The following is a 15,173-nucleotide window of genomic DNA, read 5'->3' as shown; positions in this document are numbered from 1 at the left end:
TTCCGAAACTAATGTTTCGAGGCCCGTTTGGTCGAGGGTGCCCACTCCGGGCGGTGGCAAATTCCGACGGTGGGCCGTCGCTAAACCGTGACCGTCCGGGCCTACGGTAGCGTCGTGGGCCCGACGGGGGGCATAGAAAACTACTTTTAAATAGCTCGACGACGTGATTCCAGCGGTATGACTGGAACACACAGCCCCAGAACTGTCGCGGTCACTGCGGGGAGCGCATTCGACCTGCGGATAGAACAGGACGTGTTCGAGGGCCTCGATGTGACGCTCCGGCCCGTCGATATCGAAACGACCGACGACCTGAAACGCGAACTCGCCGGCGTCGACGCCGTCATCGACAGGCTGCTGGCCGCCCCCTACACGTCTGCGGTGATCGACGCACTCGACCGCTGTGAGGTCATCGCCCGCTGTGGCATCGGCGTCGACGGCATCGATACCGAGCGCGCCGCAGACCGGGGGATATACGTCTCCAACGTCCCCGTCTACTGCCAGGACGAGGTGTCCGAGCACACGCTCTTGCTGTTGCTCGCTCTCGAGCGGAACCTGACGGCGTACGACTCCGCAATGCACGACGGGAAGTGGACGCAGGACGTCACGACGACGCAGGTTCATCGACTCAGGGGACAGACGCTGGGTCTCGTCGGGTTCGGGACGATAGCGAGGCTGGTCGCCGAGAAGGCACAGGCCTTCGGAATGGACGTCGTGGCATCCGACCCGTACATCGACGCCGAGGAGATGGTACGGGCAGACGTCGAGAAAGTCGAGTTCGAGGAGCTACTGGCTGTCGCCGACGCCGTCTCGCTGCACGCGCCCCTCGTAGAGGAGACGAGAGGTACTATGGACGCCGAAGCGTTCGAGCGAATGAAGGAGTCGGCGTTTCTCGTCAACGTCGCGCGCGGCGGACTCGTGATCGAAGACGACCTCGTGGCGGCGCTCCGCGCGGACGATATCGCGGGGGCCGGACTCGACGTGTTCCAGACGGAGCCGTCCGGTCAGACGGACGCGCTGCCGGCCTTCGAGAGCCCGCTCTGCGACCTCGACAACACCGTACTCACGCCGCACGTCGCGTGGTTTTCACAGGAGGCGAACGATCAGCGGAGACGGACGGCCGCCAGGGACGTCCGTCGCGTCCTCGAGGGCACGCCCCCCGAGAACCCCGTCAACGACCCCCGATAACGTTCGGCATCAGCGACTGGTGTCACGGGGGACGGGCCCGGTAGCTTCGGGGGCGCGAACAGATCGGCGGGTTCGTACTGTTCTCGTTGCGCGTCGGAGTCGACGAAACCCATGTCACGTGACCCGAAACACGATGTCAGTCGTCGCTCGCCGCTTCACTCTCCTCCGCGGCGGTCGATTCGTCGGGTCGCTCGCCGGACTCGTAGCCCGCGCCAAGTCCCGGCAGATGCCACGCGCCGGTCATGACACCGCCCGTGTCTGTCGTGTCTCGCTGGACGACGACCTCGACCAGCGCCGGGCCGTCGTGTTCGACCATCCCCGAGAGCGCCTCGTCGAGTTGGGCCGGTTCGTAGACGCGCTCGGCGTACTCGACGCCCATCGTCTCGGCCATCCCGACGGCGTCGTAGTCGTGTTCTTCGTCGAACTCCGTCGCCAAGACGCGGTCCCACCCGGACTGTGTGACCTGGAGGTTCCGAATCGAGAGCCACGCGTGGTTGTTGAGGACGAGGACGTTCACGTCGACGTCGCCTTGGACGGCGGCGATGAGTTCCTGATTGCAGTGGAGGAAACTGCCGTCGCCCTGAATCGAGACCACCTGTCGGTCGGGAGCGCCGAGTTTCGAACCGATTGCCGCCGGCAGCGCAAAGCCCATCGTGGAGAACCCGCCAGCGGAGATGTTCGACCGGGGCGCGTACACCGGGAACTCGGGGTTCGTGATGTCCTGCGAGTGACCGGCCCCGGTCGTAACGATGGCGTCGCGGTCCAACGTCTCGCGAAGCGACCCGAGAACGCGCGCCATGCTCAGGGGAACCGAGTCGTCGGTGTGTCGCTCCTCGATACGGGCTTCCCACTCGGCCCACCGCCGTTGGACCTCGTCGTAGTACTCGTTGTCTTCGGGGTCGCCCGGGTCGATTCGCTCCGCGAGTTCGTCGCGGATCTGTCTCGTCACGACCGACGCATCGCCCTGTACGCCGACCTCGACCGGGTAGTTCTTCCCGATTTCGTGAGGGTCGATGTCGACGTGGACGAGTTTCGTCGGCGGGATTTCAAAGCTGACACGCGGGTCGAACGAGGACGTGTGGAGATCCGAGAACCGAACGCCGAGCGCGAGAATGACGTCGGCGCTGGAACAGAGTTCGTTGCCGGCCGTCGTCCCCCACGCGCCCGCGTATCCGACGAACAGGTCGTGGTCCTCCGGAATGACGCCTTTCCCTTGGAACGTCGGGCTGACCGGGGCCTGGAGATACTCGGCGAGTTCCCGAACCTCGTCCCAGGCCTCCGAGAGCATACACCCCCCGCCCGCGACGATGACCGGTCGCCCGGCGTCTTCGAGGAGGTCCGCGGCCTCGGAGACTGACCGCGGGTCCCCGGCAGGCCGGTGCTGGGCTCGGGACTGCTCGGGTTCCGGGAGTTCGACGTCCGCCTCGGCGTGTTGGACATCCATCGGTATCTCGACGTGGACCGGTCCCGGACGGCCGGTGACGGCCTCCTGGAACGCGCGTCTGAGTGTGCGCGGCAGTTGCTCGACATCGTGGACTTGGAAGGTCTGTTTGGTCACCGGTTCCATCACGTTCGGGAAGTCGCCCGGGCGCTTGCGCTCTATCTCCTGGAGGATTCCCTGCCCGTACTCGTGGGTCTGTGGCCCGCCCGTGAGAATGACCATCGGTACGGAGTCGACGAAGGCCGTCGCCGCGCCGGTGACGGTGTTGGTCGCGCCCGGTCCGATGGAGGTGTACACCACGATTGGGTCCCCGTTCGCGCGAGCGTACCCGTCCGCGATGTGGGTCGCACCTTGCTCGTGGCGAGGCTGGAAGACCTCGACGTCGGAGTCGTTGAACGCGTCTATCATGAGCGTACTCCCGTGGCCGGGGATTCCGACGAGATATTCGACGCCTTCCTTCTCCAGATACTGCGCAATGATCTCACTGCCGTTCAGCCGTGGCATACGGTCACATTCAGAAAGGACCGTAATCAGTGTTCTGGTCAGATCGGACGTTCAGTGTCCGTGACGGCACATTTGTCGTCGGAACTGTTACGCAGACGCGGTCAGGCGTGGACTAGCGGTGAGACGAAGTCGGCTCCGAGGCGAGACGCCGCTACTCCTTGCGGTGGGCTTCGACCACGTCCCAGTCGAGTTCGATGCCCAGTCCGGGCGCGTCCGGCACTCGGATGCGGCCGTGCTGGATGAAGTCCTCCTCGCGGGCGAGGAGGTCCTCCCACCACGACACCTCGCGGGCGTGATACTCCAGAGCGACGAAGTTCGGAACCGTCGCGCCGACGTGGGCCGTCGCGGCGGTGGCGACCGGGCTCCCGATGTTGTGCGGAATCAGGGCTTGGTAGTAGGCCTCGGCCATGTCGGCGATCTTCTTCGTCTCGGCGATACCGCCGGTCTTCGGAACGTCCGGCGCGAGTAAGTCGACGGCCTGGTCCTCGATGAGGTCACGGAAGCCGTGGCGGCCGTAGCGGTTCTCGCCGGTCAGGAGAGTCGCGTCGACGCGGCGCTTCAACTCGCGCATCGCGTCCGTGTTCTCCGGCGGGAGCGGGTCCTCGATCCACGCGAGGTCGTAGGGTTCAAGCGCACGACAGAGGCGCTCGGCCGTCTCCGGACTGAAGTTCCAGTGCAGGTCGACGGCCACCTCGGCGTCGTGCCCGATCTCTTCTGTGACGGCCTCGACGACCTGCCGCTTGTGCTCGATTTCGGGCGGATCGAAGTGCCGCGAGAGCGTGTCTATCTCCCGCCCCGACGGCACGTCAAGGTCGAATTTCACGACATCGAAGCCGTCGTCGGCGGCCGCGCGTGCTGCGCGCGCGTACGCCTCTGGCTCGTACGTGGACTCTTCTTGACCATCCTCAGCGGATTCGACCATCGCCTCGCCGGCGTGGCAGTCCGCGTAGACGGTCACTTCCTCGCGTGTCTTTCCGCCCAGCAACTGGTACACTGGCTGGTCAAGGAGCTTGCCGGCGGCGTCCCACAGGGCAATTTCGACGCCGCTAATGGCAATAGTGCCGACGCCCTCCTGTGAACCGCGACCAGAGAGGCTTCCCCGCATCAGGTTGTAGAGCCGTTCCACATCAGTCGGGTTCTCACCAACGAGTACGGGCCGCAGATAGTCGGTGATGATCTCGTGGACGCCGGGCGAGGGGTAAGCCTCTCCGATGCCGGTGACGCCCTCGCTCGTCTCCACGGTGACGATGGTCCACGGGAAGTTTCCGTCGAGGACCACCGTGTCGAGGTCGGTTATCTCTGGTGTGGGGCCGGTCGCCCGGCGGGGCGTCTGGTCGAAGTCGGCCCACATGGTCGCTGCGAGTTTGGAAGCGAAGTCTTCGTACATGATTGTTTCTCCGAAATCGGATAGCGGTGTCGATCGGCCGGTCGGCCGTCGACGGTGGCTCCAGCGGGCGATTCGGCCACGGCCGTGCGGTAGAGCCTGAAGTCACGAGATGCCGTGATACCAAATCGCATCAGTAGGGATATTAGCACTCGTCGTGTTATATGTTCCGGTGGCACCGGCCTACGGCAGTCGAGTTGATGTCGGAACGATCGGTATGTGAGAAGCCTGCATATTTTTGTGGCTCCGCGTAGAGATAGTTGATAAGATGCCAGTTGTCGCTGGGGAATTCCCAGTCACGGCGCCACTGGCAGCCGAAACACAGCTATGACCAACATCAAGGACGCAATCGATACGGGCGGACATCCCCTCGGAACCTGGCTCTCCATCGGTCACCCGAAAGTCGCCGAGGGCGTGGCGCAGCTAGACTTGGACTTTGTCTTGGTCGATATGGAACACACGACGATGTCGTTGGAGACAGTCGAAAACATGGCCCGCGGGGTTGACGCCGCGAGTAGCGGAACGGACACCGTTGTCCGCGTTCCGTGGAACGACCCGGTCCGTCTGAAGCGGGTGGTAGACATCGGCGTCGCCGGCGTGATGGTGCCGATGATCGAGTCTGCCGAGGAAGCCCGGGCACTCGTCGACTCCATTCGGTATCCCCCGGAGGGGATCCGCGGCATCGCCGGAAGCCGGGCGACAGGCTATGGGCGGAACTTCGAGGAGTACGTGGCGAACGCCAACGGTTCTATTCTCACCATCGCACAAATAGAAACCGAAAAGGGACTAGAGAACGCCGAGGAGATAGCCAGCGTCAAGGGTATCGACGCGCTGTTTGTCGGCCCGGCCGACCTGTCGGGCGCGTTGGGTATGTTCGCCGAGTGGGACTCCGCGGAGTTCGGTGACGCCATCCAGCAGATTATCGACGCGAGCGACCGCGCGGGCGTCCCGGTCGGCACGCTCACCGTCGATATCGACGCAATCGACTCTCGGTTAGAACAGGGGTTCGACTTCCTCATCGCCGGGAAGGACATCGCCTTGTTGATGAACAGCGTCGACCGTGCGATAGACGACTACGCCGCGGCCCTCGAAGAAGCGATTACCGCCTCGTACGACTGAGCTGGCAGGCGTCGCCGATGTTTCGACACCGCCGACCACCCTCTCGGAGCGTTTTCACTCCGCACCGTCCGCTCGAAGCGACTGCGTCGTGATGTGACTCGCCGAGGAAATTACGTCGAAAACTCCGTCGAGCGGCTCGAAAGTAGAGCTGGGGGCGGAGTGTCAGGCGTTGCTGTACCAGCGCTGAATCTCGATGGTCTTGTCGGTGTAGAAGTTCACGGCGTCCTCGCCCTGTGCGTGCAGGTCGCCGAAGAACGATCCCTTGCGGCCGCCGAAGTGGAAGAAGCCCATCGGCGCGCAGACGCCGACGTTGATGCCGATGTTCCCGGCGTCGACCTCGTAGCGGTACTTGCGGGCCTCTGCGCCGTTTTCGGTGTACAGCGAGGACGCGTTGCCGTACTCGGTGCTGTTGACCATCTCGATGGCCTCGTCGAGGTCTTCGGCCTCCGCCAGCGCCATCACCGGACCGAAGATCTCGGTCTGGGTGATGTCCATGTCGGTCGTGACGTTCTCCAGCAGCGTCGGGCCGAGGAAGTTCCCGTCGGGGTACTCGGGGTGTTCGAAGTCGCGGCCGTCGACGACGAGGTCCGCGCCCTCCTCGATAGCGTCCTCGATCATGCCGACGACTCGCTCTGCGGAGTCGCCCGTGATGAGCGGACCCACGTCGGTGTCCTCGTCGAGGCCGTTGCCGACGGTAAGGTCGTCGACGTCGTCGAGAATCTCTTCGCGAAGATCGTCGTAGACATCGCCAACGCCGACGACCACGTCGTTGGCGAGACAGCGCTGGCCGGCGTTGCCGTAGACGGAGCCGATGACGTTGGGAACGGCGTCTTCGAGTTCGGCGTCCGGCGTGACGACGGCGTAGTTCTTCGCGCCGCCTTGGGCCTGCACGCGCTTGCCATGTTTGGCGGCCGTCTCGTAGATGTGCTGGGCGACGGGCGTCGAGCCGACGAAGGAGACGCCGGCCACGTCCTCGTGTTCCAGGAGCGTGTTGACCGTGTCGACGCCGCCGTTGACCAGATTGACGACGCCGTCCGGGAAGCCGGCAGCGTCGACGGCCTCGAAGATGAGCTGGGAGCTGAGCGGGACCTTCTCGCTCGGCTTGAGAACGAACGTGTTGCCCGTGGCGACGGCGTAAGGCAGGAACCACAGCGGAATCATCGCGGGGAAATTGAACGGCGTGATGGCGGTGAAGACTCCCAGTGGCTGGCGGACGGCGTGTTCGTCCATGTTCGGGGCGATGCCTTCGACGTTGCCGCTCCCTTCTCGGAGCATGTTTGGGATGCCGGCCGCCACCTCGACGTTCTCGATACCGCGACGAATCTCGCCGCGGGCCTCGGAGAGCGTCTTGCCGTGTTCGCGCGTGAGTGCCTGCGCGATGGCTTCCTGTCTCTCTTCGAGTTCTCGCTTGAGATCGAAGAGATACTGCACGCGGTCGACGGGCGAGGTGGCGCGCCACGCTTCGAAGGCCTCGTCGGCCGTCTGGATGGCCTCGTCGACGGCCGATTGGTCCGAGAACGTCACGTCCGCGAGCGTCTCGTTCGTGGCCGGATTGACGACCGGTTGGCCGTCGTCGCCCTCGACTGTGACCCACTCGCCACCGACGTAGTTCTGTACGGTGTCGGGTACGGCAGTCGCCGCTGGCGACTGCTCTTGCTTGCTTGTCATGCATAGGAAACGTCTACACCGAACTACATAGATGTTACGCACGGACACGGTGAACCTGCCCATTTATTTGGACCGAACCGTAGGCTGGTATATGGGTCACACCAGTTTCGACTTCGAGGGAGAGACCGTGATCGTCACTGGCGGCAGTTCCGGCATCGGCCGAGCAATCGCACTCGCCTTCGGCGACGCGGGGGCCACGGTAGTGAACGCTGACGTCGACCCCGCCCCGAAGGACGCCGACGCCGACCGACCGACGCACGAGGTCATCGAAGCAGAGGGCGGCACGGCCGAGTACGCCGAAACCGACGTTTCGGATCCGGACGCGCTCGCGAGCGTCGTCGAGGCCGCCCGCGAGTACGGCGGTGTCGACGTGATGGTGAACAACGCGGGATGGTTCACCCGTGGCGACCTCTTCTCGGTCGACCAGGACACCTTCGAGACAGTCCACGGGGTCAACACGAACGGCGTGTTCTTCGGAACGCAGGCCGCCGCCGCCGACATGCGCGACCGCGGCGAGGGCGGGGTCATCGTCAACACAGCCTCGATCAGTTCGACGCACGCGCAGGCGGACCAGATTCCGTACGATTCGACGAAGGGGGCCATCCGCATGATTACCCGTGGTGCGGCGCTCGAACTCGCCGAACACGACGTGCGTGTCAACGCCGTCGCGCCGGGCCACATCGCCACTGAGTTCGGCGCGGGCGCGGACGAGAAAGAGGCGTCCGTCGCGGCCGGCGAGCTCACGAAGCCGATTCCACTCGACCGGCCGGGCTATCCGGCGGACATCGCGCCGACGGTACTCTTTCTGGCCAGCGAACAGGCCGACTACGTCACCGGCGAGATTGTGTACGTCGACGGCGGTTGGCAGACGTTCTGAGCGGCACTGCGGCTGGACGCCCATCGACGACCCCTTACAATTATATTGTGGTGGGTGCTCTGTTCCGACCATGCGAGCACTCGTACTCGACGCCGAGTGGGATCCGCGTCCGGACTACGACCTGTCCGAAGACGAACGCCAGCGCCGGCGGGCGATGAACTCAGCACAGGTGTGGCGCGACCCGGAACTGCGCGTCGAAGAACGTGAGCGGCCGGAACCGGACGACGACGAGGTGTTGGTACGCGTAAAGTACGCCGGCATCTGCGGGAGCGACGTCTCGATGATAGAGACCGACGAAGACGGTTACATGCACTACTCGGCGTACACGAAGTTCCCCACCGTCACCGGTCACGAGTTCTCCGGCGAAGTCGTGGAGACGGGCGCGGACGCGGACCTCTTCGAGGTCGGCGAGCCGGTCACCGCCGAGGTGACGGACTACTGCGCTCGGTGTCAGATGTGTCGGCAGGGGTTCCACGGTCACTGCGAGAACTTCGAGCAGATCGGGTTCACGATGGACGGCGCGTTCGCGGAGTACGTCACCGTCCCGGAGAAGATCTGCTGGAGCGTCGCGTCGCTCGAACGGGCCTACGACGACGAGGAGGAACTCTATCGCGCGGCGGCGACCGTCGAACCGAGCACGATCAGCTACTACGGCCTGTTCGGACGGGCCGAAGGCATCTGGCCCGGAGACTACCACGTCTACCACGGCGTCGGCCCAATCGGCCTCACCGGAATGAACGTCTCGCGCGCCGCCGGTGCAGCGACGGTCATCGCCTTCGAACCGTCCGACCAGCGGCGCGAGATAGCCCACGACCTCGGCTTCGACCACGTCTACGACCCCATCGACGTTGACCCCGTCGAGACCGTTCGGGAGGTCACGCACGGCGAGGGCGCGGACGTCCACGTCGAGACGAGCGGCGCGGTCACGCAGACGTACCCGGTCATCGAGGAGACGCTCGCCGAACGCGCGAACGTCGTCCACATCAGCAACGCCGGGGCCGACCCGGAGATCGCGCTCCGCAAGTACCAGGGCAACAGCGCGCAGTTGTACGGGTCCGAGGGGCACACCGGCCAACAGGTGTTCCCGCGGGTCATCCGGCTGATGGCCAGCGGCCAACTCGACAACAGCGGCATCGTCACGTCAACGTTCGACCTCGAAAACGCCGATGCGGCCGTCGAGCAGGCTGCGAAACGCGTGGACGGCAAAGTCCTCGTCAAGATGGACTGAGGCGGACGGGGCCACGCTGCCGCGGTCGGTCGTCTCCGGCGACGTTCGACAGTGACGAAACGAAAGAGGGGGCAGTTACTTTTCGAGATCCGCGAGGTCCCACTCGCCGGTGACGATAGCACCGGAGTCGGGGTTGTCGGGTTCGACGACCGCTTCGACGATTGCCGGTCCGTCGTGGGCGATGGCGTCTTCCAGCACGCCATCGAGGTTCTCCGGCTTGACGACGCGTTCGGCGAACTCCACGCTGAACCCGTCGGCCATCGACATGAAGTCGATGTCCGTCTCCTCGTTGAACTCCGTGTTGAGCACGCGGTCCCAGCCGTACTTGTCGACCTGTAAGTTCCGGATGGACTTCCAGCCGTGGTTGTTGACGATGAGGTACGTGACGTCGATGTCGTGTTCGACGGCGCAGGCGACTTCCTGATTGCACATCATGAAGCTCCCGTCGCCCTCGACGTCCACCACCGGACTGTCCGGCTTGGCGAGTTTCGCGCCGATGGCGGCCGAGACGCCGAAGCCCATCGTCGAGAACCCGCCACAGGAGATGTTGGTCCGGGGTTCGTAGACCGGGAACTCGGGGTTGACCGTCTCTTGGGGCTGGCCCGCACTGGTGACCACGACGCCGTCCCGCGGCAGGACTTCGCGAAGGCTAGCGACCGCCCGCGAGATACTCATGGGGACGCTGTCGTCCTCCCAACGTTCGGCGACCATGCCTTCCCACTCCTCCCAGAGCGCTTGGGCCTCCTCGTAGTACTCGTTGTCTTCTCGGGAGACCGGGTCCGTGCGCTCTTGGAGTTCTTCGGTAATCTGGCGCGTGACGACCTTCGCGTCGCCCTGAATGCCGACTTCGACGGGGTAGTTCTTCCCGATCTCCTCCGGATCGATATCGACGTGGATGAGCTTGCTCGGCGGGATGTCGAAGCTGACGCCCTCCTCGAAGGAGGAGGTATGCATGTCGGTGAACCGACATCCGACGGCCAGAATTACGTCGGCGTTCGAGACGAGTTCGTTGCCCGCCGTCGAGCCGATCCAGCCGGCGAACCCGACGTACAGCGGGTGGTCTTCCGGGATGATTCCTTTCGCTTGGAACGTCGGACTGACGGGCGCTTGCAGGTGTTCGGCGAGTTCCTGCACCTCGTCCCACGCCTCAGCGAGCATCGTCCCGCCACCGGGCACGATGACCGGGCGCTCCGCGTCTGCGAGGAGCGCTGCCGCGTCGGAAACCGTCCGTGGGTCGCCACCCGGCCGACTGTGCGGGCGAGTCTGTGTGGGTTCCGGTAGCTCGACGTCGGCCGCAGCGCCCTGTACGTCCATCGGGACGTCGACGTGAACCGGCCCCGGCCGCCCGGAGAGGGCGATCTGGAACGCGCGCCGGAGGATTCGGGGGAGCCGTTCGACGTCGTCAACGACGAAGCTCTGTTTCGTCACCGGTTCCATCACGCTCGGGAAGTCACCGGGTTTCTGGCGCTCAATCTCTTGGAGGATCCCCTGCCCGTACTCGTGGGTCTGTGGCGCGCCGGTGAAGATGACCATCGGGATGGAGTCGACGTACGCAGTCGCCGCACCGGTGACGGTATTGGTCGCGCCCGGTCCGATGGAGGTGAACACGGCCAGCGGTTCACCGCTCGCTCGCGCGTATCCGTCCGCGAGGTGTGTCGCGCCCTCCTCGTGCCGTGGTTGGATGACCTCGACGTCGGAGTCGTTGAACGCGTCGAGCAGGTTCGTGCTCCCGTGACCGGGGATTCCGACGAGGTACTCGACACCCTCTTTCTCCAGATACTTGGCGATAATCTCGCCACCGTTTAGTCTGGGCATTTCGTTCACAACGACGCGGGCCCGTTTATTAAACGTTCCCCCGGCGACCGGGCCATTTCACCCAAGCCGAACGCTGCGGGTTACAGCGACGGGATTACCTCGTCGCCCATCACTTCGAAGAACCGCTCTGGCTCGGGACTGGTGTTCCCCAGCGCGATGCGGTCGAAGCCCATCTCCGCGTACGCTTCCAGTTGCGCGGCGATGTCGCTCGGGTCGTCGGCGATGAGGAACTTCTCCTCGACCTGCTCCGTCGTGGCCTTCTCGCCTTCCGCCTCGATGTCTTTCGGGTTCGCCATCGCCCTGTCGAAGACGTTCTGAGTCGTCGCCCACCACGGTCGGGTTGACGCGCGCGCTCGCTCGTAGTCCTCGTCGTAGGACGCGATCACCAGTAGCGTCGTCTCGATGTCGTCGGGATCGCGGCCCGCCTCCTCGGCGTAGCGCCGGATGGCCGGGTACATCCGCTCGGTGTACTCGTGACCGGTCTTGACCGTGATGAACCCGTCGCCGTACTCGCCGGTCAGCGACGCCGTACTCGGACCGTTCGCGGCGATCTGGACCTCGGGGCGCTCCGCCGGCATCGTGTAGAGGCGGGCGTCGTCGACGTCGAAGTGCTCGCCCTCGTAGCTGTAGAAGCCGTCGTTCTCCCAGAGGCCGTGGACGATCTCCAGCGTCTCTTCGAGTCGCTTCCGCCGGACGCCGTACTCCGGCCAGTCGTGCCCCATCGGCTTCTCGTTCATCGCCTCACCCGTCGAGAGCCCCAGGACGACGCGTTCGTCGTGCATCTCCTGGAGGGTCGCAAAGGCCTGTGCCATCAACGCCGGGTGGTAGTGTTCGCCCGCCGGCGTGACACAGGTCCCGATTGGGACGTCGATGCGTTCGGTGGCAGCACCGAGCCACGACCACGCGAACCCCGCTTCGGCGTCCGTGTGGAACCACGGGTGAAAGTGGTCGGACGTCCACACGAAGTCGAACCCGTTGTCCGCGGCCGAGACGGAGAACTCCAACAGTTGTGAAGGGCAATACTGTTCCTGATGGGCCATGTAGTCAACGCTTACCATCGTGGCTATACAGAACGGTGCACACGTAATATTGTTTTCCCCGCCGGACGACAGTCGGTGACAGCGGCGACATCGCAGCCCGCGACGGTTCTGTTCGGACAGTGCGAACGTGCCGAGACGCGAGTCGAGACGTCCGATTCGATTTCACTGCGTCAACTCGGCGATCACGGCGAATGGCGCGAATGCGTCGGAACACAGGTGAGAGACTGGACCCTTTGTTCGGCTCTTGCGAACCCGATATCTCGTTCGTAACGGCCGAACATTTATTATAGTATATTTTGAACGACCACTATGGGAACGACATCGGAATCACGAACGGTCGATGCGGTCCAGATCTCGCTGGATATCATCGAGTTCCTGCAGGACCGTGACGGTGCTGGGATCACCGAGATAGCCACTACGCTCGACCACTCGAAAGGAACCATCCACAGCCACATGGCGACGCTTGCGGAGAACGAGTACGTCGTGAAACAGGACGGGGTCTATCGCCTGAGCCTACGGTACCTCGAACTCGCCGAGACGGTTAAAGACAGGCTTCAGATATACGACGTCGTCCGCGAGGAACTCGATGACTTGGCCGCGGACTGCGGTGAGCTCGCTCAGTTCGCGACGGAGGAGCACGGCCGTGCGGTGTACATCTACAAGACGGGCGGAGAGAAGGCCGTCCAGACCGCTTCTTCGGTCGGTGACCGGCAGTACCTACATTGCATCTCTCTCGGCAAGGCGATGCTGGCACACATGCCGGACGCGCGCGTCGACGAAATAATCGAACAGCACGGGCTAGAGGGTTTTACTGTCAACACGATAACCTCGTCTGAGGAACTGTTCGACGAACTCGAAACAATACGCGAACAGGGATACGCCTTCGACCGGGAAGAGAAAATCGAGGGGCTCCGCTGTGTGGCCGCACCGGTCGTCACCAACGGCGAGGTTATCGGCGCACTCAGCGTGTCGGGGCCGGCCAGCCGGTTCGAAGGCGAAATCTACGAAGAGAAACTGCCCGAGATGGTGACCCGGTCCGCGAACGTCATCGAGATTAACTCGCAGTTCTCCTGACGGTGCGCCCGTCTACACCCGGTTTGAGTTGCCGTTCGCCTCTCGCAAACGTGCTATAGACCGACCGTATTACTCACCGTACCGGATACCCTATAACAAGAGTACGTATGTTATATTCGAGCGGCCCTCAGCGTACTTTCGTGTCGGTTCGCTCTGGGGACACCTTCCAGAATGGCCACCTTTCGCTGACCGTGTGAGGAACACTACAAGCACCATATTTGCCTCTAAAATGTTCGGAAATGGATTTAATTTAAATCTATATCGTCGAATTTGCCAGTTAATCCGAATTTGTATTTCTAATCTCGCTTTGATGGTACTGTATATTTGAATATAATACCAACCAGTGGAATTATTTCTCATAATATGCGTGGACACTCGCAGTCTGGCAGCGTCAATTCATTCAACTTGTCTATGTGAGATATACAGGCACTGGTCGATCCCGAACAGGATCAATTTGCGAGCATCGGGACAATGAGAATAACGTCCATGATCTGCATGGCACCGACTACGACCATCGCCGTCAGCATCAACATGATGTGGTTGTACCAGTTGACCGAGATACCGGACACAGCCGCCGCAGTCTCGTCGAAAGTGACGTATAGCAGTTGGTTGTGCGTGAGCCCGACTACACCGATGACGACGGCAAAGAAGATGAACGGTATCGCGGCGCAGTCCTGGGACACCGTCGCGAGGTTCCCAAAGATGAACAGGTAGACTCCAACGGCGAGCCCACCCACGTTGATGCTGATGAGCTGGTCCCAAACGCGAATTCGGTCGAGAGGACGATAGCCATCGGCACGTCGATGTGGGCGTCGGTCGTCTCCGAGATGAGTTCGATGGACAGGCCCGCGATCATCGCGACCACGACGGCAGTCAGGAACGAGGAAACCACGAGATCGAGAAAGGCGTTGAGAAACAGCACCACGACGACGCTGTCAAATCCGGTGTGGACGGCCGCATCGCCGATCAGCGCCAGTTGGCCTTGGACCAGAAACATGCCGATGAGCGAGGCCATCACGCCGATACATAGTCACACCAGCATCGCCCGGTGCATGAATTCGTGCTGGAGCAGCTCTAAGCCGGTTATCTGGCCGATCCAATAAACGAACCCCAACAAGAGTTGCAGGCTCCAGTACAGCGGTGTCAGAAGTAGCACCAGCAGCCCCGCCTGAAGCGGCGTGGCGAGTCTAGGGATCATCGCGACTCACATAACGGATTCGCTATGGTACCGGACGCGCCGGCGAGGGCGTCGCTCGCCACAAACGCGTCGGTTGGACCGTCGAAGTAGACCTCGCGGTTGAGACAGATGACGCGGTCCGCGTGGTCGGTGATCGCAGTTAGAACGTGTTCGATGAGGAGGATGGTGATGCCCTCTCGGTCAGGCATCGAGGGGGTCGTAGAACACGTCGGCCGACTTGATATCGACTCCAACCGTCGGCTCGTCGAGTACGAGCAGGTCGTCCTCGCCGACGAAGGCATGGGTAATAAATGCCCGCTGTCGCTGGCCGGCCACTCGAGGATTGGCGAACGCCGTCATGCCGACGATATCGAGGGCCCAGTCGACAATGGCCCAGTCCTCGCCGAAGAGGAGCCGTAGCCGAGTGGGGGAATCGGCCCACATTCACGACTTCCCCAACGGTGATCGGGTATCTCCTTCGAAGCGGTGGCGTGCTGTGCGATGTACTACGCGAGACGTCGTCGAACTGGTGAGCGGGTTCGACCGAAGAACCTCGGAATCCCGTCGTCCGGTTTGAGCAAGACAAGCATCAACTGCATCAATGTCGACTTGGCCGAACCGTTCGGGTCCACGACCGCAAGGTACTCACCGGGATCAATTG

The 15,173-nt window shown here is 63.1% G+C and carries 10 protein-coding genes and 2 pseudogenes; 5 read left to right on the top strand and 7 right to left on the bottom strand.

Going from position 1 to position 15,173, the window contains the following annotated elements:
- Window positions 1-177 precede the first annotated feature (177 nt).
- Window positions 178-1,185, top strand: coding sequence for a C-terminal binding protein (locus D3D01_RS18145; protein WP_121513217.1), 1,008 nt, complete (start codon window positions 178-180; stop codon window positions 1,183-1,185).
- A gap of 136 nt (window positions 1,186-1,321) precedes the next feature.
- Here the strand turns inward: D3D01_RS18145 and D3D01_RS18140 are convergent, their stop codons facing one another.
- Both D3D01_RS18140 and D3D01_RS18135 read right to left on the bottom strand, forming a co-directional pair.
- The gene (locus D3D01_RS18140) at window positions 1,322-3,130 is read right to left on the bottom strand and encodes a thiamine pyrophosphate-binding protein (RefSeq protein WP_121513216.1); all 1,809 of its coding nucleotides are present in this window, start codon (window positions 3,128-3,130) and stop codon (window positions 1,322-1,324) included.
- A 151-nt stretch (window positions 3,131-3,281) separates the two neighbouring features.
- Window positions 3,282-4,517, bottom strand: a complete 1,236-nt coding sequence (locus D3D01_RS18135) for a mandelate racemase/muconate lactonizing enzyme family protein (protein ID WP_121513215.1) — start codon at window positions 4,515-4,517, stop codon at window positions 3,282-3,284.
- A 324-nt stretch (window positions 4,518-4,841) separates the two neighbouring features.
- Here D3D01_RS18135 and D3D01_RS18130 point away from each other — a divergent pair, with 324 nt between their 5' ends.
- Window positions 4,842-5,633, top strand: coding sequence for an HpcH/HpaI aldolase/citrate lyase family protein (locus D3D01_RS18130; RefSeq protein ID WP_121513214.1), 792 nt, complete (start codon window positions 4,842-4,844; stop codon window positions 5,631-5,633).
- A 162-nt stretch (window positions 5,634-5,795) separates the two neighbouring features.
- Here the strand turns inward: D3D01_RS18130 and D3D01_RS18125 are convergent, their stop codons facing one another.
- A complete protein-coding gene (locus D3D01_RS18125; RefSeq protein WP_121513213.1) occupies window positions 5,796-7,301 on the bottom strand; it encodes a CoA-acylating methylmalonate-semialdehyde dehydrogenase in 1,506 nt (501 codons plus the stop codon).
- Between the two features lie 91 nt (window positions 7,302-7,392).
- Between D3D01_RS18125 and D3D01_RS18120 the strand changes: the two genes are divergently transcribed.
- Together D3D01_RS18120 and iolM are read left to right on the top strand one after the other, a co-directional pair.
- Window positions 7,393-8,178: an SDR family NAD(P)-dependent oxidoreductase gene (locus D3D01_RS18120; RefSeq protein WP_121513212.1), complete on the top strand. Its 786-nt coding sequence runs from the start codon at window positions 7,393-7,395 to the stop codon at window positions 8,176-8,178.
- Between the two features lie 70 nt (window positions 8,179-8,248).
- Window positions 8,249-9,406: a scyllo-inosose 3-dehydrogenase gene (iolM, locus tag D3D01_RS18115; RefSeq protein ID WP_121513211.1), complete on the top strand. Its 1,158-nt coding sequence runs from the start codon at window positions 8,249-8,251 to the stop codon at window positions 9,404-9,406.
- Between the two features lie 75 nt (window positions 9,407-9,481).
- On the opposite strand, the gene D3D01_RS18110 is transcribed toward iolM, so the two are convergent.
- Together D3D01_RS18110 and D3D01_RS18105 are read right to left on the bottom strand one after the other, a co-directional pair.
- Window positions 9,482-11,221, bottom strand: a complete 1,740-nt coding sequence (locus tag D3D01_RS18110) for a thiamine pyrophosphate-binding protein (protein WP_121513210.1) — start codon at window positions 11,219-11,221, stop codon at window positions 9,482-9,484.
- Between the two features lie 80 nt (window positions 11,222-11,301).
- Window positions 11,302-12,279 (bottom strand): TIGR03557 family F420-dependent LLM class oxidoreductase, encoded by a 978-nt coding sequence (locus tag D3D01_RS18105; RefSeq protein WP_121513209.1) that lies wholly within the window; start codon window positions 12,277-12,279, stop codon window positions 11,302-11,304.
- Between the two features lie 291 nt (window positions 12,280-12,570).
- On the opposite strand from D3D01_RS18105, the gene D3D01_RS18100 reads away from it, so the two are divergent.
- Window positions 12,571-13,335, top strand: coding sequence for an IclR family transcriptional regulator (locus D3D01_RS18100; RefSeq protein WP_121513208.1), 765 nt, complete (start codon window positions 12,571-12,573; stop codon window positions 13,333-13,335).
- Window positions 13,336-13,793: 458 nt separating this feature from the next.
- On the opposite strand, the pseudogene D3D01_RS18095 reads toward D3D01_RS18100, so the two are convergent.
- Both D3D01_RS18095 and D3D01_RS25070 read right to left on the bottom strand, forming a co-directional pair.
- Window positions 13,794-14,533: pseudogene (locus D3D01_RS18095) on the bottom strand (metal ABC transporter permease); the annotation flags it as partial.
- Window positions 14,530-15,171, bottom strand: a pseudogene (locus D3D01_RS25070) (metal ABC transporter ATP-binding protein); the annotation flags it as partial. The pseudogenes D3D01_RS25070 and D3D01_RS18095, both read right to left, overlap by 4 nt.
- Window positions 15,172-15,173 lie beyond the last annotated feature (2 nt).

The sequence above is a fragment of the Haloarcula sp. Atlit-7R genome (assembly GCF_003666065.1).
In the GTDB taxonomy this organism is placed as follows: Archaea; Halobacteriota; Halobacteria; order Halobacteriales; family Haloarculaceae; genus Haloarcula; species Haloarcula taiwanensis.
This window is presented reverse-complemented; position numbering and strand designations above follow the sequence as displayed.

Coding starts and splice junctions, on each gene's coding strand:
- D3D01_RS18145 (WP_121513217.1), top strand. CDS start 178: ATGACTGGAACACACAGCCCCAGAACTGTCGCGGTCACTGCGGGGAGC.
- D3D01_RS18140 (WP_121513216.1), bottom strand. CDS start 3,130: ATGCCACGGCTGAACGGCAGTGAGATCATTGCGCAGTATCTGGAGAAG.
- D3D01_RS18135 (WP_121513215.1), bottom strand. CDS start 4,517: ATGTACGAAGACTTCGCTTCCAAACTCGCAGCGACCATGTGGGCCGAC.
- D3D01_RS18130 (WP_121513214.1), top strand. CDS start 4,842: ATGACCAACATCAAGGACGCAATCGATACGGGCGGACATCCCCTCGGA.
- D3D01_RS18125 (WP_121513213.1), bottom strand. CDS start 7,301: ATGACAAGCAAGCAAGAGCAGTCGCCAGCGGCGACTGCCGTACCCGAC.
- D3D01_RS18120 (WP_121513212.1), top strand. CDS start 7,393: ATGGGTCACACCAGTTTCGACTTCGAGGGAGAGACCGTGATCGTCACT.
- iolM (WP_121513211.1), top strand. CDS start 8,249: ATGCGAGCACTCGTACTCGACGCCGAGTGGGATCCGCGTCCGGACTAC.
- D3D01_RS18110 (WP_121513210.1), bottom strand. CDS start 11,221: ATGCCCAGACTAAACGGTGGCGAGATTATCGCCAAGTATCTGGAGAAA.
- D3D01_RS18105 (WP_121513209.1), bottom strand. CDS start 12,279: ATGGTAAGCGTTGACTACATGGCCCATCAGGAACAGTATTGCCCTTCA.
- D3D01_RS18100 (WP_121513208.1), top strand. CDS start 12,571: ATGGGAACGACATCGGAATCACGAACGGTCGATGCGGTCCAGATCTCG.